This is a genomic window from Alsobacter sp. P4_H11, from assembly GCF_056400925.1.
This window is the reverse complement of record NZ_JBFUKI010000013.1, coordinates 1-21,814: the sequence shown is the minus strand read 5'-3', so window position 1 is coordinate 21,814 and position 21,814 is coordinate 1. Positions and strand designations below refer to the sequence as shown.

Genomic DNA, 21,814 nt, shown 5'->3' with positions numbered 1-21,814 from the left:
TTGCAATAGGCTCGCGGAAGATCAAGCCGCATCAGCGAGATAAGCGGCGAAGCACGAGGAAACGGCATCGATGACCCAGCAAGCCAGCAATCGCGTCCACCGCATCGCGGTGATCCCCGGCGACGGCATCGGCAAGGAAACGGTGCCGGAAGGCGTGCGCGTGCTGGAGGCGGCGGCCAAGAAATTCGGCTTCAAGCTGCAGCTCGACGACTTCGATTTCGCCAGCTGCGACTATTACGCGCGCCACGGCCGCATGATGCCGGAAGACTGGAAGGAGCGCATCGGCCAGCACGACGCCATCTTCTTCGGCGCGGTGGGCTGGCCCGACACGGTGCCGGACCACGTCTCGCTGTGGGGCTCGCTGATCCTGTTTCGGCGCGAGTTCGACCAGTACGTCAACCTACGCCCGTGCAAGCTGATGCCGGGCGTCCCCTCCCCGCTCGCCGGCCGGCAGCCGGGCGACATCGACTTCTACGTCGTGCGCGAGAACACCGAGGGCGAGTACTCGGCCGTGGGCGGGCGCATGTTCCCGGGCACCGATCGCGAGTTCGTCGTGCAGGAGAGCGTGTTCACGCGCCACGGCACCGACCGCATCCTGAAATTCGCGTTCGACCTGGCGGAAAAGCGCGAGAAGAAGCACCTCACCTCGGCGACCAAGTCCAACGGCATCGCGATCACGATGCCGTATTGGGACGAGCGCGTGGAGGCCATGGCCAAGAGCTACCCGGACGTGCGTTGGGACAAGTACCACATCGACATCCTGACGGCCCATTTCGTCCAGAACCCGGACCGGTTCGACGTGGTGGTGGCGTCCAACCTCTTCGGCGACATCCTGTCCGACCTCGGCCCGGCCTGCACGGGCACCATCGCGATCGCGCCTTCGGGCAACATCAACCCGGAGCGTAAATTCCCGTCGCTGTTCGAGCCCGTGCACGGTTCGGCGCCGGACATCGCCGGCAAGGGCATCGCGAACCCCATCGGCCAGATCTGGTCGGCCGCCATGATGCTGGAGCACCTGGGTGAGGTGGAAGCCGGCCGCGCAATCCTGCAGGCGATCGAGACGGTGCTGTCGGAGCCCAAGCTGCGCACCGGCGACCTCAAGGGCCCAGCCAACACGGTCACGTGCGCCAAGGCGGTAGCGGACGCGCTGGCCTGAAGCACAAGGGCCGGCCCACGCCTGTGCGGCCGGCCCTTGAAGAACATTACAGATTGCCAATGTTTGTTGCGGCCGCTACCACACCGGCGGGCCGGACGAGCGTTGCGCAATGGACATCAATCCCCAGACCCTGCTGTCGATCCTGCAGATCATCTGGATCGACCTGCTGCTGTCGGGCGACAACGCGGTCGTGATCGCGCTGGCGTGCCGCTCGCTGCCGCCCGCCAAGCGGCGGATGGGCATCGTGCTGGGCGCGGGCACGGCCGTGGTGCTGCGCATCATCTTCGCGTTCATCATCAGCTGGCTTTTGGAAGTGCCGTTCCTGGGCGTGGCCGGCGGCGCGCTGCTGTTCTGGATCGCCGTGAAGCTGGTGCTCGGCGAGGAAGAGGAGCACGCGGTTTCGGAGAGCGAGACGCTCTGGCAGGCCGTGCGCACCATCGCGATCGCGGACGCGGTGATGAGCCTCGACAACGTCGTCGCGATCGCGGCGGCGGCGGACGGAAACGCGGCGCTGTTCGTGTTCGGCCTCCTGGTTTCCATTCCGCTGATCGTGGTCGGCTCGACGCTGATCATGGCGCTGATCGCGCGCTTCCCGATCTTCGTGTGGGGCGGCGCCGCCCTGCTGGGCTGGATCGGCGGCGAGATGATCATCACGGATCCGTGGGTCGCGGCGCAGATCGGCCCAAGCGCGGCGGCGTGGAAATATCCGGCCGCGGCTGCGGGGGCCGCATTGGTGCTCCTCCTCGCGTGGGCCTTGCGCGCGAGGCGGTCGGCGGTGCATCACCCTTCGTAAAGCAACCCGCCACACGTCGAGTGATCGCCTCCCATGGACTTCAATCTGCAGACCGGGCTCGCGATCCTCGAGGTCGTGTGGGTCAACATCCTCCTGTCGGGCGATAACGCCGTCGTCATCGCGCTCGCGTGCCGGGGGCTGCCCGCGCGCCAGCGTCGCGTCGGGCTGGTGCTGGGCGCCGGCGTGGCGGTGCTGCTGCGCATCGTGTTCACGATCGTGGTCGCCAAGCTGCTGGCGACGCCGTTCCTGCGCATCATCGGCTCGCTGCTGCTGCTCTGGGTCGCCATCAAGCTGATCTCGGACGAGGACGAGGGCGAAGGCGACATCAAGGCCAGCGACCGCCTGCTCAGCGCCATCTGGACCATCGCGGTGGCCGACATGGTGATGAGCCTCGACAACGTGCTCGCCATCGCGGCCATCGCCAAGGACAGCATGGCGCTGATGGCGCTGGGGCTGCTGATCTCGATCCCGCTGATCGTCGCGGGCGCGACCCTCATCATGGCGCTGCTGGCGCGCTTCCCGCTCCTGGTCTGGGCCGGCGCGGGGCTCCTTGGCTGGGTGGCGGGCGAGATGATGGACTCCGACCCCTATCTGGTCGAGCGGTTCGGCGAGGCGCAGCTCAAGCACCTCGAGATCCCGTTCGCGATCGCCGGAACCGCGATCGTGCTCGGCCTGGGCTACGCGCTGAAGCGGCGCGCCCATTCGGCCGCGACCTGAGCCGCCGATGACGGAGGCCGCCCCCCCGCCGCCCGTCACCCTGAAGGGCATGCTTCACGGAGCCAGGCTGATCACGCCGCTGATCCCCGGCAGCCTCGTGTTCGCGGCTGCGTTCGGCACCACGGCGGCCCAGAAGGGCCTCAGCGTGCTCGAAACCATGCTGATGAGCGCCTTCATGTATGCCGGCTCCGCCCAGCTCGTCGCGCTGGAGCTGTGGCGCACGGACGTGTGGACGGGTGCGGCTATCCTGGCGATCGCCACCGTGGTGTTCACCGTGAACGCCCGCATGATCCTGCAGGGCGCCTCGCTGCAGCCATGGATCTATCCGCTCCCCAACCGCGTGCTCTGGCCGAGCCTGGCGCTGCTGACCGACGCCAACTGGCTGATCGGCACGCGCTACCACGCCGATGGCGGCCGCGACGCCGGCGTGCTGATCGGCGCCGGGGCGGCGCTGTGGGTCGTGTGGTTCGCGGGCACGCTGCCGGGCCGGCTCGTGGGCGGGCTGGTGGACCACCCCGAGCGCTTCGGCATCGACCTCGTGATGCCGATCGTTTTCACCGCCATGGTGGTGCCGCTGTGGAAGGGCCGGCAGGACACGATCTGCTGGAGCGTCGCCGCCCTGGCGGCGCTCGCGACCGCGTGGATCGCGCCCGGATACATGTTCGTGGTGGCGGGCGGCCTCGCGGGCTCGCTGACGGGCGCACTCTTGGGCGTGCTCGACGACCGGAGGCGGCGGCCGCATGGGTGAGGGCGCGTATCTCGGCTTCTCGGCCGGCTCGCTCGCGGCGATCCTCGCGATGGCTTTGGCGAGCTACCTGTGCCGCGTGCTCGGCGTCATCCTCATGGCGCATGTGCCGCTGACCACGCCGGTGCGGCGCGGCCTGGCGGCGCTGCCGGGCTCCATCATCGTGGCCATCATCGCGCCGCTGGTGGTGCGCGGCGGCCCGGCCGCGCTCGCGGCGCTCGGGGCCGCCCTGGTGTCCATGCTGATCCGCCGCAACGAGTTGCTGGCGCTGGCAGTGGGCCTCACCGTGGTGACGATCCTGCGCGCCCTCGGGCTTTAACGGCCGCCGACGACGCGCGCCGGCGGCCGGAGGGGCTGCTCAGTCGAACGTGACTTTGCGGCCGTCGAAATACACCGTGTGGGCTTCGCAGATATCGATCTCCCAAGCGTCGCCGACCTGCTGGCCGCCATCGGTGGTGCGCCAGCCGACGCGAACCTCGATCTCGCACGGGCCGTCCTGCAGGAACTCCAGCGCGCGGCTCTGGCCTGAGCCAATCTCCGAGCGGATCCAGTTCTTGCTCCAGCCGTTCCCCTCGTTGCTCTGGAACGAGGAGATAATGTATTTCGACGTGTTCTTGACCGTGAAGGTCAGGCTCTTGGCCGACGCCGGGAGACCCGGAATCGTCGCCAGAGCGGCGGTCGTGGCGATGACCACCAATCTGTTCATGTTCTGCTCCGTCCTGAATAAAGCTGCGCAAACGCCATCCGGCGCGTTGCGCAAAGCAGTCCAAGGCTGGAGCAGCGAATCACGCGCGACCGACGGCGCGGATTTGATAACGTTTCAATTGACATTTTTAAATAATATACACCGTCGAGCTGCCGGTATATCGGCTATTTTAGCCGCTCGGTGATGCGCTTGGCCAACAGGTCGCGCACGTCCCGATAGGCGTCCAGCTTCTGCTCGCGCGAACCTTGCACCAGCGTGGGATCGGGGGTCGGCCAATACTCGACCTCGACCGCGTGGGTGCGGGTCATCTCCATGGCCTTGTGGTGCGCTTCGGGGCTCAGCGACACGATCAGGTCGAAGTTCAGCCCCTCCCAGTCCTCCAGCTCCTCCAGCGTGCGTGGCTTGTGCTTGCTGGCGTCGATGCCGATCTCGTCGAGGGCCGCGATCATGAAGGGGTCGACGTCGCCCTTGCGGGCGCCGGCCGACTGCACATAGACGGATTTGCCGAAGTAATGGCGCGCCATGGCCTCCGCCATGGGCGAGCGCACGGCGTTGTACGCGCAGGCGAACAGCACTGCGCCGACCTTCCGGCCGGTGGGGCCATCCGCCGCCATCAGCCCTTCCAGTGCAGGGCCATGATGAGCGTGATCAGCCTTCGGGCCGTATCGAAATCGACCTCGACCTTGCCTTCGAGGCGCTGAACGAGGAGTTCGGCGGCCTCGTTGTGCAACCCGCGCCGTCCCATGTCGATGGCCTCGATCTGGGCCGCGCTCTGGGTGCGAATGGCCGCGTAGTAGCTCTCGCAGACCATGAAGTAGTCCTTCACGACCCGGCGGAACGGGGCGAGCGACAGGATGTGGGTGATGAGGCTGGCCCCGGCCTGGTCGCGCACGTCCAGCGCCAGCTTGCCTTCCAGCAGGCCGATATGGAGCACATAGGGGCCGCCCTCATGGCCCGGCAGGCCGAATGAGTTCGACTCGATGAGGTCGTAGATCGCAATAGCGCGCTCGTGCTCCTGCTCGGGCGCGGCGCGCCCGATCGACACGTCGTCCAGCGTCACGGCGGCGAGGCGCTTTTGCGGCGTCCTGCTTTGGTCCGGCCCCTGCCCCATTCGACGCCCCTCAGCCCAGGTTCATCCTCACGGCGATCGAGCGCGCGTGCGCCTCCAGCCCCTCGGACCGCGCCAGCGTGATGGCGGCCGGGCCGAGCTGGCGCAGCGACTCGGGATCGCACTTCAGGATGGACGTCCGCTTCATGAAGTCCAGCACGCCGAGCCCCGACGAAAACCGCGCCGAGCGCGCGGTGGGCAGCACGTGGTTGGGCCCGCCCACATAATCGCCGATCGCCTCCGGGGTGTGGCTGCCCAAGAAGATGGAGCCGGCGTTGCGGATCTGGCCCGCCAAGGCCTCCGCGTCCTCGCATTCGAGCTCAAGATGCTCGGGCGCGAGGCGGTCGATCAGCGGCACGGCCTGCGCCAGCGAGGGCGTGAGCACGATGGCGCCGAAGTCGCGCCAGCTCGCGCCCGCGATGGCGGCGCGCGGCAGGGTGGAGAGCCGGCGCTCGACGGCCTGCGCGACAGCGTCGGCCAGCTCGGCCGAGTCGGTGATCAGAATGGATTGCGCCGCGGCGTCGTGCTCGGCCTGCGCCAGAAGGTCGGCCGCGATCCAGTCCGGGTTGGCGTGGCGATCGGCCACCACCACCACCTCGGAGGGTCCGGCGATCATGTCGATGCCGACCTGCCCGAAGACCCGGCGCTTGGCGGCCGCCACATAGGCGTTGCCGGGGCCAACGATCTTGGCGACAGGCGCGATCGTGGCGGTGCCGTAGGCCAGCGCGGCGATCGCCTGCGCGCCGCCGACACGGTAGATCTCGGACACGCCCGCGACCCTGGCCGCGGCCAGCACCAGCGGGTTCAGCACGCCGTCGGGCGACGGCACCACCATGACGATGCGGGGCACGCCGGCCACGCGGGCCGGAACGGCGTTCATCAGCACGGACGACGGATAGCTCGCAGTGCCGCCCGGAACATAGAGGCCGGCGGCCTCGACGGCCGTCCAGCGGTGGCCGAGCTCGACGCCGAGCGCGTCCGTGAAGCGCTCGTCCGAGGGCTTCTGGCGGGCGTGGTAAGCCTCGATGCGATCACGCGCCATGCGCAGGGCCGCGATCGCGTCCGGGTCACAGCGCGCCCAGGCCGCCTCGATCTCGGCTTCCGTGACCTTGAGGCCGGCGGCGTCCAGTTCGAGCCGGTCGAACCGGCGCGTGTAGTCGACCAGGGCGGCGTCGCCGCGCGCGATCACGTCCTCGATGATCGCCTTCACGGCGAGGTCGACATCCTCCGACACCTCGCGCTTGGCGGCGAGCAGGCCGGCGAAGTCGCGCGCGAAGGTCGGCGACCCGGCGTCGAGGCGCATCGGCATCGTGGTTCCTCAGTCCTGGAGCTGGTGGACGGGGCGATTGGGCGTTTCCCAGGCGGGGCCCAGGTCGCGCATCTCGGCTTCCAGGCACTCGACCTCGAGCCGGATCGCGCCGCCGCCCGAAAACACGAGCGTGACGAAGCCGGACGGCGCGTCGGTGGGCTGGAACGTGACGGCGAGCAGGTTGAGAACGGCGTCCGGCGCGTCGCCGCGCACGCGGCTGCGCTGCACCTTCAGGACCCGCGCAAACGACAGGCCGGTGCGCCGGCGCTCGCCGGATTCAGTGCGCTGCGCCTCCCAGGCGAAACGGTTGGCGACCAGCGCGAAACGCTTCTCGCGCGGCAGCCACGTGATATCGCCGACCTTCAGGACGGCGTCCTGCAGGTGAGCGGACACGACCGCCAGGTCCTCGTCGTCGAGCGCGACCAGCTTCAGGGCGTTGACGCCTGTCATTCACGTTCCTCGCTTCGCAAGACCCTGTAGCCGGGCTGCCGCGCGGGTGCAACGCATCCGCACCGGCCCCGGCGCGCCCGGCGCGGGTCACCATCCATGTGTGATCCAGAGATGGTCCGAAAAGGGCCCGCCGCAAGTGGGCGTGGCAAAGCCGCGATGCGCCCCCTCTCCCCGGAACGGGGAGAGGGCTGGGGTGAGGGCGGGCTGGCCACTCCCCTCATCCGGCGCTGCGCGCCACCTCCTCCCCGTTCTGGCGCGCAATGCGCGCCCGGGGAGAAGGGAAGAAGGCGGCTCAGCCGCTGATGCGTTCGACCTGGGCGCCGCAGCGGACGAGCTTCTTTTCCAACGCTTCGAAGCCGCGGTCGAGGTGGTAGACGCGGTGGACCATGGTCTCGCCCTCGGCCGCCAGCGCGGCGATCACGAGGGACACGGACGCGCGCAGGTCCGTCGCCATCACGGGCGCACCCTTCAGCACCGGGGCGCCTTCCACGATGGCGAGGTCGCCGTCGAGGCGGATGTGGGCGCCGAGGCGGGCGAGCTCCGACACGTGCATGAAGCGGTTCTCGAAAATGGTCTCGCGGATGTGCGAGACCCCGTCCGCGCGCGTCATCAGCGCCATGAACTGGGCCTGGAGGTCGGTCGGGAAGCCCGGGAAGGGCTCTGTCGTGACATCCACGGGCGCGATGCCGCCGCCATTGCGGCGGATGCGGATGCCGCCGCTCTCGGACGTCACCTCGGCGCCGGTGCGGGCGAGCACGTCGAGCCCGGCCTGCAGCAGGTCGGCGCGGGTGTTCTGCAGCAGCACGTCGCCACCCGTCATCGCGACCGCCATCGCGTAGGTGCCGGTTTCGATGCGGTCCGGCAGCACCGGGTGGCGGCAGCCGCCCAGCGACGTCACGCCCTCGACGACGATGCGGGACGCGCCCACGCCGTCGATTTTAGCCCCCATGGCGATCAGGCAGTTCGCCAGGTCCACCACCTCGGGCTCGCGCGCAGCGTTGTCGATCACAGTGGTTCCGTTGGCGAGCACGGCCGCCATCAGGGCCGTGTGGGTGCCGCCGACCGTCACCTTCGGGAAATCGATGCGGCCGCCGCGCAGGCCGCCCGTTGGGGCGCGCACAACCGCGTAGCCGGCGTCGATCTGCACGTCCGCGCCCAACGCCTCGAGCGCCATCAGCAGCAGGTCCACGGGCCGCGTGCCGATCGCGCAGCCGCCCGGCAGCGACACCTTGGCCTCGCCCATGCGGGCCAGCAGCGGCGCGATCACCCAGAAGCTGGCGCGCATGCGCGACACGAGCTCGTAGGGCGCGGTGGTGTCCACGATGGTTTTGGCCGCGAAGCGGATCGTCTCGCCGTGGTCCTCGTCCTGGCCGACGCGCTTGCCGTCGATGGAGGCGTCGACGCCGTGGTTGCCGAGGATGCGCATCAGGAGCCGCACGTCCGACAGGCGCGGCACGTTCTCGAGCACCACCGTCTCGGGCGTCAGCAGGCTGGCGATCATCAGCGGCAGGGCGGCGTTCTTGGCGCCGGAGATCGGGATGGAGCCGTTGAGCTGAGCCCCGCCGACGATGCGGATACGATCCATGGAGACACCAACGGTTGGCGGCGACGGGCCGACGCCCATCCGGCCGCAAGAATGCGCTTACGTGCGGCAGACAGCTGCCAAGTCGATTGCGGCCTATAAAGGGCTCCGGCCCGAACCGCGAGCCAAAAAGCCGCAGCGTCCCCCAAAGGTCACGGCTTGTCGGCGCCCGGCGGCGGGCCGGCGGGCATCGAGGCGGACGGCTCGGCCGCCTCGGGGGCCGGCTCGCGCCTCGCCCGGGCCTGCGCCTTGCGGCGCTTCAGATTGTCACGCAACGCTGCCGCAAGGCGCTGCTTGCGGGCTTCGTCCCCGGCGGATCCGCCTGTCGCCACTGCGTTGTCTCCCGTTTCCGCCCGAAAATCTTTATGCGGTCGATGCGGGCCAGACAACCGCCGGGCCGCCCCGTTTTGGCCGCATCCGGGGATCACTCCGGCGCCCGCGGATCAGGCGATCTGCGAATTGAATGGGCCTTCCGCCCGTGCGATGGAAGTTGCATGAACTACGAAGCGTTCTTCGAACGGGCGGTCGCCGCCCTCAAGGGCGAGAACCGGTATCGGGTCTTCGCCGATCTCGAGCGCGTCGCGGGGCGCTTCCCGCACGCCATCCGGCACACGCCCGAGGGGCCGCAGCCCGTCGTGGTCTGGTGCTCCAACGACTATCTGGGCATGGGCCAGCATCCTGACGTGATCGCGGCCATGACGGACACCGCCCAGCGCATGGGCGCGGGCGCGGGCGGCACGCGCAACATCTCGGGCAACCACCATCCGGTGGTGCAGCTGGAGGCCGAGCTCGCGGACCTGCACGCCAAGGAAGGCGCGTTGGTGTTCACGTCCGGCTACGTCTCCAACCTCACCGGCATCGCCACCATCGCGAAGCTGATCCCGAACTGCCTGATCCTCTCGGACGCGCTGAACCACAACTCGATGATCGAGGGGGTGCGCAACGCGGGCTGCGACAAGGCCGTGTTCCGCCACAACGACATGGGCCACCTGGAGGAGCTGCTGCGCGCCGCCGGGCCGGAGCGGCCCAAGCTGATCGTGTTCGAGAGCGTCTACTCGATGGACGGCGACATCGCCCCCATCGGCCAGATCTGCGACCTCGCCGAGCGCTACGGCGCGATGACGTATATCGACGAGGTGCATGCGGTGGGCCTCTACGGGCCGCGCGGCGCCGGCGTGGCAGAACGCGACGGCGAGATGGCGCGCATCGACGTGATCGAGGGCACGCTGGCCAAGGCCTATGGCTGCCTGGGCGGCTACATCGCCGGCAAGTCCGCCGTGGTGGACGCCGTGCGCTCGCATGCGCCGGGCTTCATCTTCACCACCACGCTGCCGCCCGCCGTGGCGGCCGCGGCGCTCGCCTCCGTGCGCCACCTCAAGGCGTCCGGCGAGGAGCGCACGCGCCACCAGCGGCAGGCCGCCCGCACCAAGGCGGCGCTGGCCGCCGCCGGCCTGCCCGTGATGGAGACGCCCACCCACATCGTGCCGTTGATGGTGTGCGACGCGGAGTTGTGCAAGGCAGCCTCCGACCGGCTGCTGGAGCAGCACGGCCTCTACATCCAGCCGATCAACTACCCCACCGTGCCGCGGGGCGCGGAGCGGCTGCGAATCACCCCCACTCCGCTGCACGACGACGCGCTGATCGCCAAACTCACGGCCGCGCTGGTGGAAGTGTGGGATCATTTCGGCCTGCCGCGCGCCGGTCTCGCCCCCACGGCGCTCGCGGCCGAGTAGCCCGGCCGGGGCGCCATGCGATCGTGGCGGGGAAAAACGACCCGCCCCGGCTTGCGCCCCCGCCCCCCATGTGGCAAGAGAGCGCCGCTCCGGGACGCGCGCTGCAAGCCGCCTTCCCTGGCTGCCGTAGCTCAGTGGTAGAGCACTCCCTTGGTAAGGGAGAGGTCGACAGTTCAATCCTGTCCGGCAGCACCATTTCCTTAAATAGTACGGATGTTTGCGGAGCTATTAGGGAGCGCTCTATCCGGAGGTCTATATTGGGTAGCACCCGGGTAGCACGCGGGCACGGTACAGGAACTCGTTTCGCCGGCCCCGGCGAATACCGCAGAATCGTGAGTGCCCTAGGGAGCCGCCTGTTTCTGATCTCGGGCGTCATGCCGCCTGGGTGCAGGCTTATCTCGAGCTCGGATTCGAGGAAATGCACCTGCACCAAGTCGGCCGCAACCAAGAGCAGCTTATCGAAGCGTTTGGCGCGAGCGTCGTCCCACAACTCCGGTGCAACTCCTCGAAATTTGGCGCGCTTAGTCCTAAGCCGCCCAAACAGCTCTGCCAGGTTGCGAGATAAGGCGATTACTGGCCTGGCTAGACGAGGACTGCCCTTCGGTCCGGTACGCTTCAACGGTCTCTCGAAGCTCGCGGACCTGGTCACTGAGTGCCTTTGCGGCGGCGGCCCCGTGGTCGGCCAACTCGGCGTTCTGCTGTGTGATCTGATCCATATGGGCGACCGCTTGGCTCATCTCGTCGATGCCGTTGGACTGCTCGGTCGCGGCGGTGGAGATCTCAGCAACGGTGGCGGCGACCGACTGCGTCGCTTGAACGATCGCCTCCAGCGTCTCTCCTGCCTTTTTGACGAGCTTCACCCCCTCGGCGACTTCCGTGCCCGACGCGCTGATCAGGCCAGTAATGTCCTTTGCAGCTTCGGACGAGCGCTGGGCGAGCGTACGCACTTCGGACGCCACGACCGCAAAGCCCTTACCCGCTTCCCCCGCCCGTGCAGCCTCAACAGCCGCATTAAGGGCGAGAAGGTTCGTCTGGAACGCGATCTCGTCAATCACTCCCGTGATGTCGCTGATCTTGCGAGAGGCCTGCTCAATCCGTGCCATGGCTTCGACGGCTTGGCGGACGATGCTGCCTCCAGCATCCGCGACCTCGCTGGCGCCCTGGGCCGCTTCTCGCGCCTGCTTGGACGCTGCCGCTGTGGCTTTCACCGAAGCGGCGAGTTCTTCCGTCGTGGCGGCCGTCTGCTCCAGCGAGGCAGCTTGCTGTTCGGTTCTGGCGGCAAGATCATGATTGCCGGTCGCAATTTCGGCCGAGGCCGATGAAGCCGTACGGGCAGAGGCCCGCACCTGGTCAACAACGCCCGCGAAGGTGTCCAAGAGTTCGTTGACGCCGTCGGCCAGACTTCTCATCGGGCCGGTCGCGTCGGCGCACTCCATCCGGCTGGTCAGGTCCTTGTTGCGGGTTGCTTCCACAACAGCGGCCGCAGCGCGTTCGATGCTGTGGATTGAGCGGATCTGCGCCGTGATGTCGGTCGCGAACTTGACCACCTTGCAGGGCTTTCCATCCGCGTCGAACACAGGGTTGTAGCTGGCCTGAATCCAAATCTGCCGGCCGCCCTTCCCACGCCGCCGGTATTGGCCGGCGTCCTTTTCACCTTGGCGGAGCTTGTCCCAAAACTGCTTGTATGAAGGCAGAGCGCATTCCGCCGGGTCCATGAACATGCTGTGGTGCTTGCCTTGGACATCGTGGAGCGAGTAGCCCACCACATCAAAGAAATTCTGGTTCGCCGTGATGACCTTTCCATCGAGATCAAACTCGATGACGGCCTGAACGCGATCGATCGCCGCCAGCTTGCCTTCCATGTCGCGAGCGCGATTAACCTGCGCGGTGATGTCCGACGCGAGCTTCACTACCTTGATCGGCTTGCCCGAGTGACTAAACACCGGATTGTAGCTGGCTTGCAGCCAGACCCCGCGGCCACCTTTTGCGATCCGGCGATACTGGCCGGCGTCGAACTCGCCACGGTTCAGCTTCGCCCAGAACTGCCGGTATTCACTGCTGTCGCGGTACCCGGGCTCTGCGAACATCCCGTGGTGCTTGCCAACAATCTCGTCGAGCTCATACCCCATCACCCGAAGAAAACTCTCATTCGCCTTGAGGATTTTCCCCTCAAGGTCGAACTCGATCACAGCTTGTGACCGATCGATCGCATTCTCGAAGCTGTTCTCACGAGCAAAAAAGCGGTTCATCATTGGAAGTGCCCCCACACTTCGAATGATGAGACGCCAACTTAGTTAACGAAATGTATTGCCGCTATTCTTCCTAATTAGCAAGACAATGGATCACACGGTGTGTAGCGGGCCCTGCTGGCTAACAACGCTAAGCTTGCCTGGGCTTTATTGAGAAGACGACGAGGTCATCAAGCTGCGCAAGCTGCTCGTTCCAGCCGCTTGTGCTTCCGGAGGCTATGGCGTGGTCGAGCGCCTCTTTTGAGGAATAAAGCTCGTGCACCGTCAGCTTCGTTGCGCCAGCCATCTCCTCGAATGTCACCGTAGTGACGGGCCCATCCTCTCCTCCCTCATCATTGGTCCAAACAATGCGGGCCGGCGGCGTCACTTCGATGTAGCGGCCGAAGAATGACATAGGCTTCTCGGATGACGGATGCCCCATAACCAGCCGGTACGTGCCGCCGGTGCGGACATCGGCCTCGAACGAGATTAGGGTCAGGCCGCACGACTTTGGCATCCACCATTGCCGGAATAATTCCGGTTTGGCCCAAGCCTCAAAGACAAGGGCCGGTGGTCCGTTCACGGTTCGCGTGATGACTAGTTCGAGTTCAGATGCCCGATCTATCGTTGTGCGAGTATCCCTGCCAGATCCACTCTGATCATTCGCGCTCATCAATCGCCTCGCTGTGTTTCAGTTCCTCAACAATTTGTTCCAGAGCATCGAAGCGTGAGGCCCAAAGCCGGCGATATTCCTCGATCCAGGCTTTCTCGTCCGCCAATCTACTCCGACCGAGTCTGCAGGTCCGCACGCGGCCAACCTTCTGTGTTGTCACCAACCCTGCCTGTTCCAGGACGCCGACGTGCTTCTTCATACCCGTGAGAGTCATGTGGAACTTGTCTGCAAGCTGCGTGATGGAGGACTCCCCGCGCCCGAGCTGCTCAAGGACACCACGTCGCGTGGCGTCTGACAGCGCGGCGAACGAGATGTCGAGCGGAGATGCAGGATACTGAGCCATTCGGTTCAGTATCTATCGGGTCGCTTCGCTTCTTGCAACAGTTAAGGGCGCGCAGAGATTGCACGCTGAATTCCAAGGTCCCCGATAGGGGGGTGTAAATGAGGCCCGCATTACGGACGTGTCCCGGGACACCCGTACCATCCGCGGCTACATCCACCGGGCGAACCTTTGCCAGGGCCACGCCGGCTCGTCGTTCTTTAAGAGGGGAGCGACTATGTCGGACGAAGTTAGCGCTGCCGTTCATGCCTTCCTCGCTGGCGAGAAGTTGGTGCAAACCAGAGACTATCTGGCGAGACGCCGCGCGCTTGAGGAGCACGACTGGACGATCGTCGCTGCTGCGCTGGATTTTCGAGATGCGACGCTACGCGGCACGACCGAGGGCTCAACCGCACGATGTTGGGAGATGCTGAAAGTGAGCGAGATCGATGAACTTGTCGGCGTAGGCGACAAGATATTGGCCGAAGCGACCGACGAGCGAAAGCGAGCCCCTCCTGACGCACCTTTAGGCCGCGCCAGCCACGGGGCCTTTGCCTTGTCCGGGTTGTAGGATCGGGCACCACGGGAAGTGAGCGACGATGCCCCGGAACTTCGATCAGTCCTGGTTCGTATTCGAGAGCATCGAGAACGCTGATCACAATCGTTGCGTGGATCTCTTCAAGAGGCCAGACGGCACGTTCGGCTTCGAGGAATTCCGACGCGATTCCGAGGACGCGGGCGCCTGGACACCAGTGGCCTACCATTCGGGATCGGTGTTCAGTTCGCGTGATGCTGCGCTAGCGGCAGCCGAGCAGATAGTGGCGTGGATGACCAATATCTTCTGAAGTATTTCAAGGCAGGCCTGTATACGTCATATTACAGTTTGGGTAACCGCTCGGGCCACAGGGGGTATATGTGGCCAAGCTCGTCAGCCGTGTTGGGCTTATCTGGACCGATCACTATCAGCTGCGGACAGAATGTTGAGACGGGCAGAAAAGCAGCGCGTAATTCCTAAATTTCCTGACGTCGGAACCCGGCTTCCATGATCGGCGTTGCCAACACAACTATGCATCGCTTGCGTAGCCATTTCCAGTGCGTCGCCTTGCGGGAGTGCATGTTCGGCCCCCAGACTCTTCCAGTTCTAGCTCGTGATGGGCAGTATGTTACAAAGGACCTATATTGTAGCGGCGCTTCGGGCCGCCACGCTGCTGGTGAATGTGGCATGGACGTTTCGCCGGGTAGGGCTGGAGGCGCAAGGCGACAAAATCGCTGGTTGGGCCAAACGCCTCGGATCATGGGCCATCCGAAGGAGGTCATTTTAGCCTGCACGTTATTTCAGCCGAACCTAGACCGTCAGATTTATTGAAAATGACCTTTTCGAAGCGTTGAGTGGATCGCCGGATATCGTTGATCTGTGAGGATCAGGCCATGTCTGATTGCGTCCATGATCGGGCTTTCATAGAGCTAGCCTTGGAACGTGTCCTCGCGAGTGAGGATTTCAAGCGCGCGAAGCGATTGCGAAATTTCTTGTCCTACATTGTCCGTGAACGTTTAGAGGGACGACAGACTCGGCTGAAGGCATATTCTATCGGCATCTCTGTTTTTGACAGACCGGCGAGTTTCGATCCCGACACCGATCCTGTCGTTCGGATCGAGGCTGGACGACTTCGGCGCGCACTTGAGAGATATTACTTCACCAACAAAGATGCCATCAGAATAGAAGTGCCCCGTGGCGCATATATTCCGATATTCAAGTCAGGCGCCAATCTGGAAGATTCGGCTAAGTCGACTTCAGATTCAAACTCCCATTTTCCTTTCTCGCGGCGTGCTAGCAATGCGACCTTAGCCAAGTCATGGAGAGTACTTTTAGTCGTTTTATCTTTAGTTGGTGCGACTTCCTGCCTTGTCTATGCGCTTTATCGCTGGACTGCATCTGCGCCAAATGCCGGGAAGCCTGTTCTGGCGGTTATGCGATTTTCGGCAGCGGGGGGCAATCTTCGAGCTCAACAGATCGCCAGCGGTATATCAGAAGAAGTGATCGGTCTTCTTGCGGAACGAAATGACATCGCAGCGCTGAGCCGTGTCGCCACTGATGCGTTTGGGATAAACACGGCTATTCACGGACAGCCTTTCAGCGTGAGATATGTCATCGAGGGTAGTGTGCTAGCATTCTCCGCCAGTGGTATCGTGGCTGTTCGGCTGGTCGATGCGGAGAATGGGCAGGTTGTCTGGTCTGATCGCTACAGCATCACTCCCGACGGCGACCCGATTGAGCTGCAATCTAACATAAGCCGTGTCATAGCGCGCCGCGTTATCGATACGCAGGGGGTGATCCAACCGCTCCAGCGTGCGCCGAATCCAAGGGCTGCCAATGGATGGCAGGTTAGATTTGATGGCGTCTACTGATGCTGTGCTCGTCGACAGAAGAAATGCGTCGAACTTGTGCGAGACGCGGCATACATACATAGATGATGGATTCGTTCTGTAGCCCGCAATTCATACACCAACCATTTACGACAGCGATGGACCAGGGACGTTAGATACAGCTGGTTAAGCGTTCTCTTTAGGAATTAGGCGATACTCGCCGGATGCGCTTCGTCACTACGCTTCTGCGATACTGGAACGGAACGTCCGGCTCGGTAGCCGTACTGTTCAGCGTCGCCGCCCCCCTCACCCTTGGTTTGGGTGTTGCCGCGGTCGATTACGGCAGTGTCTATCGAACCCGTACGGCCCTGCAAAATGCGGCCGACAGCTCCAGCCTCGCGGCTGCAAGCGAGTTGCGGCTGGCCAACGCTGACTCTCGGCGGCTTGCGAGCTTGGCGGCGACATACGTTGCCGCTGCGATGAACGGACAGGCTGGACCTGTTCCCGCTGAAACGTCAGCGCCTGCCGGACAACCGCGTGGGCTGCAGTCGGAGGTGCGGATGGTTGAGACCTCATCCGGTCCCATTACGGTGACGGCAGCCGTGGATTTCGACAAGCGCACGCTCAGCACTACTCTCACGCGACGCGTCTCGACCTACGTGCTGCGGTATTTTGAGGCCGCGCCGACCACGGTAACCGTCCAATCGGTTGCTCGCCTGATGGGCGCATCGCCGTTGTGCGTTTTGGCACTAGAAGCCAAAGAGAACAAAGCAATTGCGATGCTGAAGGGCTCRAAAATCACGGCCAAAGATTGCGCAGTGCAATCAAATTCAGCGTCGGCTGACGGCYTGTTTGCGGACGATGCAACGTCGCAGGTCCGCGCGTCGAAGAACTGCGCAACCACAACTCCGAACAGGGGCGCCGCGAGCCAGGTKTTTGTTCCTTCRCCGGTGGCATGTCCTCCTGCGGCCGATCCCCTTKCCGCTCGCGCTCCGGCTCCCTCCACCCCGCCCTGCATCAATGACCTTCGCGTGCGCTCTGGGGAAGTTGTAACGATCGTCACAGGCGTGGTGACGCTCTGCTACAAGCGGATCGAGGTGATGAGCGGGGGGCGGGTCATCATCCGTGGAGGTGGCGTGATAGCGTTTGGAGCGCCGCCTAAGGGCTTCGGCAAGTTGGACGGCCTCATCGTCAGGAAAGGCGGGCGGCTCGAGACCCCCACGGGCGATGGCGTGACGTTCTATTTCATGAACGGGGGCACATTCGCTTTCCTGGCTGGCTCGTTCGTGAGCCTGTCGGCTCCCACAGGCGGAAGCTATCCAGGCTTCCTGTTCATCGAAGATCCGTCGGGAAAAGCGCGAAAAAACTATTTCGTCAGCAGCTTGGGTGTCACGAAGCTCCTGGGCACGATTTATCTGAAGCAAGGCTTCCTGAAAGTCGATCTGGACGACGCGGACGGCAAGGCGGCGGTCGATGACGGGGATCCGGACGAGAATGATGGGCTGCTGCCACTACCGTCTGGCACAGACCCGGCCAACAGCCCGAACGCCATTTCCGGAGGATCTGCGTACACCATCGTGGTCGCGCGCAAGCTGGAGATTAAAAATAAAGCCAATCTGGTGATGAACAGCAACTACCAGAGCTCGAACGTGCCGGTGCCAAACGGCGTTGGCCCCACAGGCGGATATGTCGTGGTCGAGCGCTGACGCGCCACTTAGGTATCGGGTCGCAGGACGCCTTCTCTCACGTAATTTGGACAACGCGCCTTCAACCAGGCGGGCGAGAATCCCGAGCGATAGGCGCCGTCCTTCCGCTTGCAGACCATCCCCTCCAGCCCCAGCGCGCAGGCATGTCGGAACAAGTCCGGCCCGTGCTCGTCGTGCGCGTCAACGGACGCGATACCGTCAACCGTCGAGGCCAGTAGGTGCGCCAGCTCGGCGCGGCGCTCCACGAGCGGCCACGGGCGGAGATCCTGGCCATCGAGCTCGAGCAGATCGAACGCAGCCCGGCCGGCGCCATGGCGAGACCGCAGGGCGGCGTGACCCCGCCCCCTTAGCGGATTTGCAAAATGCCGAGGATTGCTGCTCGGGCATGAAGGCACTGCCTCAGGGTAACGCGGAAAAAATGCGGATTGGTTTATCGATCCCCTTCGGGTGATGGGATCCTTCGTCGTGGAACTGCAGACCGGACCCGGCAACAAGGTCCCGAACCGTTCGTGAAACGAGAACCTGGCCGCCGGAAGCGAATGAAATAATCCGCGCCGCGATGTGCACTGCAATTCCGGCGATGTCGTCGCCACTGACTTCGACCTCACCCGTGTGAAGGCCCGTTCTGACTTGCAGGCCGAGTGCCTGGACGCGGTTCACAATGGTTAACGCGCAGCGAACAGCGCGTGCAGGGCCATCGAAAAGGGCTAGAAACCCGTCTCCTAATGTTTTCACCTCTCGGCCGCGCGACCGCCGGATCTCGCGCCGTACAAGCTCGTCATGTTGCTCCAGCAGCGAAAGCCAAGCCCGATCTCCTAGCTCAACTGCCTGCTGGGTGGAGCCCACGATGTCCGTGAACATCACTGTCGCAAGGACACGGTCCATATCGATCGTCGGTCGGCTGCCCGTCACGAACTCCTCGATAACGTCGGCGATCTGGCCGGAATTTTCGCCAACATATGGGAGATGATCGGAGCCTGAAAATTCAACCATGCGGGCTGAGGGAATTTGCTGCGCAATAAAACGGCCTCCTTCCACATCGACGGCTCTATCGTCGCTTCTATGGAGAACCAACGTTGGCACTCGCAGGGCGCCAAGCACCCCGGAGATGTCGATTTCACTGTTCATCCGCATCAAGGCGAGCGCTGCGCTGGGTGTTGCGCCCACGCGTTCGTGGCGTGCCCAGGCCTTCTTAAATGTTATGTCTTGGGCCATTGACGGTGCATACTTCCCTGCGCTTTCGCCCGTGCCCCATCTAGTGGACACGTACTCACGAAATTGCGCCAGCTTCTCCTCTGTCGGGTACCAGCTGACGAACTTGGCGAATGCGCCGTAGAGAACGAGTGACACGCATCGATCCGGGTATGTCGCCGCAAACAGGCAGGCAAGGGAGCCTCCTTCAGAGATGCCCAGCAGCACTGCCTGCTTTGAACCGGCTGCTTCCATGACAGCCCGTGCATCGTCCATTCTCTCTTCGAGACTGGGCATCTCGGCTGCTCGGTCCGACAAGCCTGTCCCACGCTTGTCAAAGGTAATCACACGAGCGAAGCGGGCCAGACGGTCGTACCATCGGGCCGCACTCGGATTTTCCCAACTCTCTTCCACGTTCGAGATGAAGCCGGGGACGACCACCAGATCGACCGAACCCTGCCCGAATACCTGATATGCGATGTGAAAATCACCGCTCTTGGCGTAACGAGTCTCAATCTCTAGGGCCTGAGGCATCGGGTTACCCTCGTCGGCTGTCGGGTCGGATGCGCAGCTGTCACCAGCGCCGTGCTCGATGGTCCACTCCTTTGATCGAGCAGACAAGGTGGGAGCCGAAGCAACCGCGTTGCATGGGGGTGGCTCCCGTCCCTGACGCATTGCCAGATGAATGCATCTTCATTCAGAAGCACTATTCGGCGGAGGAGTTGGCTCGATTCCCCCACGAGCGTCTGGCCTGTTGAGTTCGGTTGAGCAGCCCTGTGCTCGATGACCTGCACCACCCGGCGCGTCGAAGGATCGATAACAGAGGTCCGATTATCGACCACAGAATAGCGGTACTGCATCTTTACGCCGACGTCGGCCGGAGCGGGGTACAGCTCAACCGTATCGGCCAGGGCTCGCCGGCATCGCGTTATCTCCTCTGACTGCATTAATCCGGGATGAACAGCCCAGCCATTCAGCGTTCAGCCCGCCGAGGTAGGGTACGCCCTTGTTAGGAGCCTCCCATGCCCATATTCAAAATCGGACTCGTTTCGAGAGACTTCCTCCACGGCGATGGAGTCGTTGAATTCGTCGCGGAGGTTGAGGGACTGACATTCTACGACGCCTGCCAAAGGCACGCGATCGCGAAGGCAGACTTTCGCGAAGGCTTTGATCCAAGCTCAATGATTTGCCGTGGGCAGAGGCTCGTTTCCCTGGATCATTACGCTCGGGAGAAGCTCAAGGCGCCCCTCTAGCACCTCGCTAAGCCAAGCTGCACGGACCTGGGTCTGACCGCATATCGAGCTACAACCGCAGCTTTCATGAATTGCCTCCGCCAAGGTTGAGCCGGCATGCGGTCAACCCCGGCCTGCGACTTGGCACTTCCGCTTCGGTTGAGGAGATCAGCTTCTTGGCTTTATGCAGTCAGCCAAGCGCAAGAGTTCATAGGCGACACGCCGAGCTGTGTCGGGCTCCAGGAACACCACGGCTGTCGCCTCCTCGGCCGCTGAAGTGGCGGCTAGAACGATTGTCTCGCCCGCATGGACCATCGTGGTGGTCACGGTGACGAGATCGCCATAGTCACCTAGATATTCCGCCACACGCCCTCGCATACGAAACAGCCGCCGACACCCCCCAGAGTCGACGGCCGTTCGGAACGCCAGCTGGTTGCCTCACCGGCGCGTCTTCACCCCAGACCTTTGAAGCGGATCATAAGGCAACAACGAGCACCTTGAAGTCGGGCGAACCCCATCCGTGATGTTACTTGTTCCTTTCGGGATAGGAGCTCGATCACGGACGCGCGCTAACCAGCCCTTCACAGCCCTCGTGCGAATGCGGAGTGACGCAGGGGTAGCTGATGTTTTCTGGTTCGGTGCTGATCGTTGACGATAGCCGCGCGGTGCAACTCGTCGTGTCCAACTACCTGCGCGAGGCTGGCGTGGTAAATGTTGAAACCGCGGCAAGCGTCGAGGCCGCGACCCGGATCATCCTCACCGCCAAGCCATCGATCTCGCTTGCGATCGTTGATGTGAGCCTCGCTACCGCACTTTCAGGCTTGGCGCTGTTAGCCAGCATCCGCGCAACCGAGAAGGTCCAGAAACTCCCCGTCGTGATCATGACCGGTAGGCACACGTCCGAAACCGCTTCTCGTTCAAAAGACCTGGACGCGGATGGTTATCTTTTGAAGCCATTCGGACCCGAGGCAATCGCACGGGTAGTCGCAGCCCACTTGCCGAGCTGTCTGTGACAACTGGGAACTCCGGAGAGCACCAAAGAGCGAGCCCGTGGCTGCTCATGGCAACCGGTAGCTCGGCCACGACGCACTGACCCGCGGCGTCTCGCGTTACGAATCTCCGCTAGCCGATCGTTAACCGTCGTTTGGCACGATAGCCAAGCAGGCATTCCTCTTCAGTGTCTGCCTGTTGCGTACAGCGAGCCCGTCAGAGCACCACCCTCCGGCGGGCTCATTGCGTTCTGCGGCTAGAGCTTTGCCGGAGGCTGCCGCAGTTGCCGGCCTACTATAGCCGCTCCGCTCTGCTTGTGAGATAGAGGATTACCTCCCGCCTAAATGCCCCTTCCAGGAGGCACCTTCAGGCCCGCCAGCCACGGGGCCTTTTCCTTGTCAGCGTTTTGTGGTCGCGACAGCCAGCGCTCTGTATGCGGGTTTAACTGGGCATTAACCACGAAGGGCAACAGTTCATTAGCTTTTGAACGGGTGGCCGTAATGCGCAGAGATCCGCTGAACTTAGATACCCTTCTCACACACCCCGATCTGGCGGAGCAGGGCGAACATGCCTTCAGCGAATTCGCGAGCATCCTGGCCTTGGCAGAACGCTCTCGGCAGAGCGGCTTTGGAAATGAAACACACCGCAACCAGAGGCTTGGCGATAAAGGCACTCACCAGCGCGACTTAGACCGCGCACTGAGCTTGGTTGGACAAGCGTCGACTCTGCTGGAGCGGTCCGACCGACGGATTCGAACCATCGAGAGCAATGCCGCAGCGGAGATTGCTGCTCTCACCGAGGAGTTAACGCGC

At 63.9% G+C, this 21,814-nt stretch carries 27 protein-coding genes and 1 tRNA gene; 14 read left to right on the top strand and 14 right to left on the bottom strand.

Annotated features, from left to right (window positions below; all coding sequences use genetic code 11):
• The first annotated feature begins 70 nt into the window (after positions 1–70).
• From AC1DSZ_RS20290 to AC1DSZ_RS20270, 5 genes are all read left to right on the top strand, one after another.
• Positions 71–1,156, top strand: a complete 1,086-nt coding sequence (locus AC1DSZ_RS20290; protein ID WP_476840162.1) for a tartrate dehydrogenase — start codon at positions 71–73, stop codon at positions 1,154–1,156.
• A 109-nt stretch (positions 1,157–1,265) separates the two neighbouring features.
• The gene (locus AC1DSZ_RS20285) at positions 1,266–1,949 is read left to right on the top strand and encodes a TerC family protein (RefSeq protein WP_476840161.1); all 684 of its coding nucleotides are present in this window, start codon (positions 1,266–1,268) and stop codon (positions 1,947–1,949) included.
• 33 nt (positions 1,950–1,982) lie between these two features.
• Entirely contained in the window at positions 1,983–2,666 is a 684-nt protein-coding gene (locus tag AC1DSZ_RS20280; protein ID WP_476840160.1) for a TerC family protein, read from the top strand.
• A gap of 7 nt (positions 2,667–2,673) precedes the next feature.
• Entirely contained in the window at positions 2,674–3,414 is a 741-nt protein-coding gene (locus tag AC1DSZ_RS20275) for an AzlC family ABC transporter permease (protein ID WP_476840159.1), read from the top strand.
• Positions 3,407–3,730, top strand: a complete 324-nt coding sequence (locus AC1DSZ_RS20270; RefSeq protein ID WP_476840158.1) for an AzlD family protein — start codon at positions 3,407–3,409, stop codon at positions 3,728–3,730. Before AC1DSZ_RS20275 ends, AC1DSZ_RS20270 begins: the two co-directional genes overlap by 8 nt.
• Before the next feature lie 39 nt (positions 3,731–3,769).
• Here the strand turns inward: AC1DSZ_RS20270 and AC1DSZ_RS20265 are convergent, their stop codons facing one another.
• From AC1DSZ_RS20265 to AC1DSZ_RS20235, 7 genes are all read right to left on the bottom strand, one after another.
• Positions 3,770–4,117 carry a hypothetical protein gene (locus AC1DSZ_RS20265; protein ID WP_476840157.1) on the bottom strand — a complete coding sequence of 116 codons (348 nt, stop codon included), beginning with the start codon at positions 4,115–4,117 and terminating at the stop codon, positions 3,770–3,772.
• A gap of 164 nt (positions 4,118–4,281) precedes the next feature.
• A complete protein-coding gene (locus tag AC1DSZ_RS20260; protein WP_188516439.1) occupies positions 4,282–4,731 on the bottom strand; it encodes an arsenate-mycothiol transferase ArsC in 450 nt (149 codons plus the stop codon).
• Entirely contained in the window at positions 4,731–5,228 is a 498-nt protein-coding gene (locus AC1DSZ_RS20255) for a UPF0262 family protein (protein ID WP_188516438.1), read from the bottom strand. Before AC1DSZ_RS20255 ends, AC1DSZ_RS20260 begins: the two co-directional genes overlap by 1 nt.
• Positions 5,229–5,238: 10 nt before the next feature.
• Entirely contained in the window at positions 5,239–6,534 is a 1,296-nt protein-coding gene (hisD, locus tag AC1DSZ_RS20250; RefSeq protein WP_476840156.1) for a histidinol dehydrogenase, read from the bottom strand.
• 9 nt (positions 6,535–6,543) lie between these two features.
• Positions 6,544–6,984 carry a DUF2948 family protein gene (locus tag AC1DSZ_RS20245; protein ID WP_476840155.1) on the bottom strand — a complete coding sequence of 147 codons (441 nt, stop codon included), beginning with the start codon at positions 6,982–6,984 and terminating at the stop codon, positions 6,544–6,546.
• Positions 6,985–7,276: 292 nt separating this feature from the next.
• Positions 7,277–8,569 (bottom strand): UDP-N-acetylglucosamine 1-carboxyvinyltransferase, encoded by a 1,293-nt coding sequence (murA, locus tag AC1DSZ_RS20240; protein WP_476840154.1) that lies wholly within the window; start codon positions 8,567–8,569, stop codon positions 7,277–7,279.
• A gap of 149 nt (positions 8,570–8,718) precedes the next feature.
• Positions 8,719–8,898, bottom strand: a complete 180-nt coding sequence (locus AC1DSZ_RS20235; RefSeq protein WP_476840153.1) for a hypothetical protein — start codon at positions 8,896–8,898, stop codon at positions 8,719–8,721.
• A gap of 162 nt (positions 8,899–9,060) precedes the next feature.
• Here AC1DSZ_RS20235 and hemA point away from each other — a divergent pair, with 162 nt between their 5' ends.
• Both hemA and AC1DSZ_RS20225 read left to right on the top strand, forming a co-directional pair.
• Complete coding sequence (hemA, locus tag AC1DSZ_RS20230; RefSeq protein WP_476840152.1) at positions 9,061–10,299, top strand: 5-aminolevulinate synthase; 1,239 nt, start codon at positions 9,061–9,063, stop codon at positions 10,297–10,299.
• Positions 10,300–10,419: 120 nt separating this feature from the next.
• Positions 10,420–10,494: transfer RNA gene (locus AC1DSZ_RS20225), tRNA-Thr, on the top strand.
• Between the two features lie 332 nt (positions 10,495–10,826).
• On the opposite strand, the gene AC1DSZ_RS20220 is transcribed toward AC1DSZ_RS20225, so the two are convergent.
• From AC1DSZ_RS20220 to AC1DSZ_RS20210, 3 genes are all read right to left on the bottom strand, one after another.
• Positions 10,827–12,548, bottom strand: a complete 1,722-nt coding sequence (locus AC1DSZ_RS20220; protein WP_476840151.1) for a methyl-accepting chemotaxis protein — start codon at positions 12,546–12,548, stop codon at positions 10,827–10,829.
• A 130-nt stretch (positions 12,549–12,678) separates the two neighbouring features.
• Positions 12,679–13,200 carry an SRPBCC family protein gene (locus tag AC1DSZ_RS20215; protein ID WP_476840150.1) on the bottom strand — a complete coding sequence of 174 codons (522 nt, stop codon included), beginning with the start codon at positions 13,198–13,200 and terminating at the stop codon, positions 12,679–12,681.
• Positions 13,187–13,543, bottom strand: a complete 357-nt coding sequence (locus AC1DSZ_RS20210) for an ArsR/SmtB family transcription factor (protein ID WP_476840149.1) — start codon at positions 13,541–13,543, stop codon at positions 13,187–13,189. The genes AC1DSZ_RS20215 and AC1DSZ_RS20210 overlap by 14 nt, the downstream gene beginning before the upstream one ends.
• A gap of 214 nt (positions 13,544–13,757) precedes the next feature.
• Here AC1DSZ_RS20210 and AC1DSZ_RS20205 point away from each other — a divergent pair, with 214 nt between their 5' ends.
• The 4 genes from AC1DSZ_RS20205 (at position 13,758) to AC1DSZ_RS20190 (ending at position 17,589) form a co-directional block, all read left to right on the top strand.
• A complete protein-coding gene (locus AC1DSZ_RS20205) occupies positions 13,758–14,090 on the top strand; it encodes a hypothetical protein (protein ID WP_476840148.1) in 333 nt (110 codons plus the stop codon).
• Between the two features lie 28 nt (positions 14,091–14,118).
• Positions 14,119–14,364: a hypothetical protein gene (locus AC1DSZ_RS20200; protein WP_476840147.1), complete on the top strand. Its 246-nt coding sequence runs from the start codon at positions 14,119–14,121 to the stop codon at positions 14,362–14,364.
• Positions 14,365–14,947: 583 nt separating this feature from the next.
• Positions 14,948–15,925: a hypothetical protein gene (locus AC1DSZ_RS20195; RefSeq protein WP_476840146.1), complete on the top strand. Its 978-nt coding sequence runs from the start codon at positions 14,948–14,950 to the stop codon at positions 15,923–15,925.
• Between the two features lie 182 nt (positions 15,926–16,107).
• Positions 16,108–17,589, top strand: coding sequence for a TadE/TadG family type IV pilus assembly protein (locus AC1DSZ_RS20190; RefSeq protein WP_476840145.1), 1,482 nt, complete (start codon positions 16,108–16,110; stop codon positions 17,587–17,589).
• Positions 17,590–17,597: 8 nt separating this feature from the next.
• Here the strand turns inward: AC1DSZ_RS20190 and AC1DSZ_RS20185 are convergent, their stop codons facing one another.
• From AC1DSZ_RS20185 to AC1DSZ_RS20175, 3 genes are read right to left on the bottom strand one after another with little or no spacing between them, the layout of a single operon-like run.
• Positions 17,598–17,984, bottom strand: coding sequence for an ATP-dependent DNA ligase (locus tag AC1DSZ_RS20185; protein WP_476840144.1), 387 nt, complete (start codon positions 17,982–17,984; stop codon positions 17,598–17,600).
• Positions 17,985–17,988: 4 nt separating this feature from the next.
• Positions 17,989–19,314 carry an adenylate/guanylate cyclase domain-containing protein gene (locus tag AC1DSZ_RS20180; protein ID WP_476840143.1) on the bottom strand — a complete coding sequence of 442 codons (1,326 nt, stop codon included), beginning with the start codon at positions 19,312–19,314 and terminating at the stop codon, positions 17,989–17,991.
• Positions 19,299–19,727, bottom strand: coding sequence for a DUF1236 domain-containing protein (locus AC1DSZ_RS20175; protein ID WP_476840142.1), 429 nt, complete (start codon positions 19,725–19,727; stop codon positions 19,299–19,301). Before AC1DSZ_RS20175 ends, AC1DSZ_RS20180 begins: the two co-directional genes overlap by 16 nt.
• A gap of 75 nt (positions 19,728–19,802) precedes the next feature.
• On the opposite strand from AC1DSZ_RS20175, the gene AC1DSZ_RS20170 reads away from it, so the two are divergent.
• Positions 19,803–20,033 (top strand): hypothetical protein, encoded by a 231-nt coding sequence (locus AC1DSZ_RS20170; RefSeq protein ID WP_476840141.1) that lies wholly within the window; start codon positions 19,803–19,805, stop codon positions 20,031–20,033.
• 147 nt (positions 20,034–20,180) lie between these two features.
• On the opposite strand, the gene AC1DSZ_RS20165 is transcribed toward AC1DSZ_RS20170, so the two are convergent.
• The gene (locus tag AC1DSZ_RS20165; RefSeq protein WP_476840140.1) at positions 20,181–20,378 is read right to left on the bottom strand and encodes a hypothetical protein; all 198 of its coding nucleotides are present in this window, start codon (positions 20,376–20,378) and stop codon (positions 20,181–20,183) included.
• 257 nt (positions 20,379–20,635) lie between these two features.
• On the opposite strand from AC1DSZ_RS20165, the gene AC1DSZ_RS20160 reads away from it, so the two are divergent.
• Together AC1DSZ_RS20160 and AC1DSZ_RS20155 are read left to right on the top strand one after the other, a co-directional pair.
• Positions 20,636–21,025, top strand: coding sequence for a response regulator (locus AC1DSZ_RS20160; RefSeq protein ID WP_476840139.1), 390 nt, complete (start codon positions 20,636–20,638; stop codon positions 21,023–21,025).
• Between the two features lie 372 nt (positions 21,026–21,397).
• The coding region (locus AC1DSZ_RS20155; protein WP_476840138.1) for a hypothetical protein at positions 21,398–21,814 on the top strand (417 nt) is incomplete at its 3' end.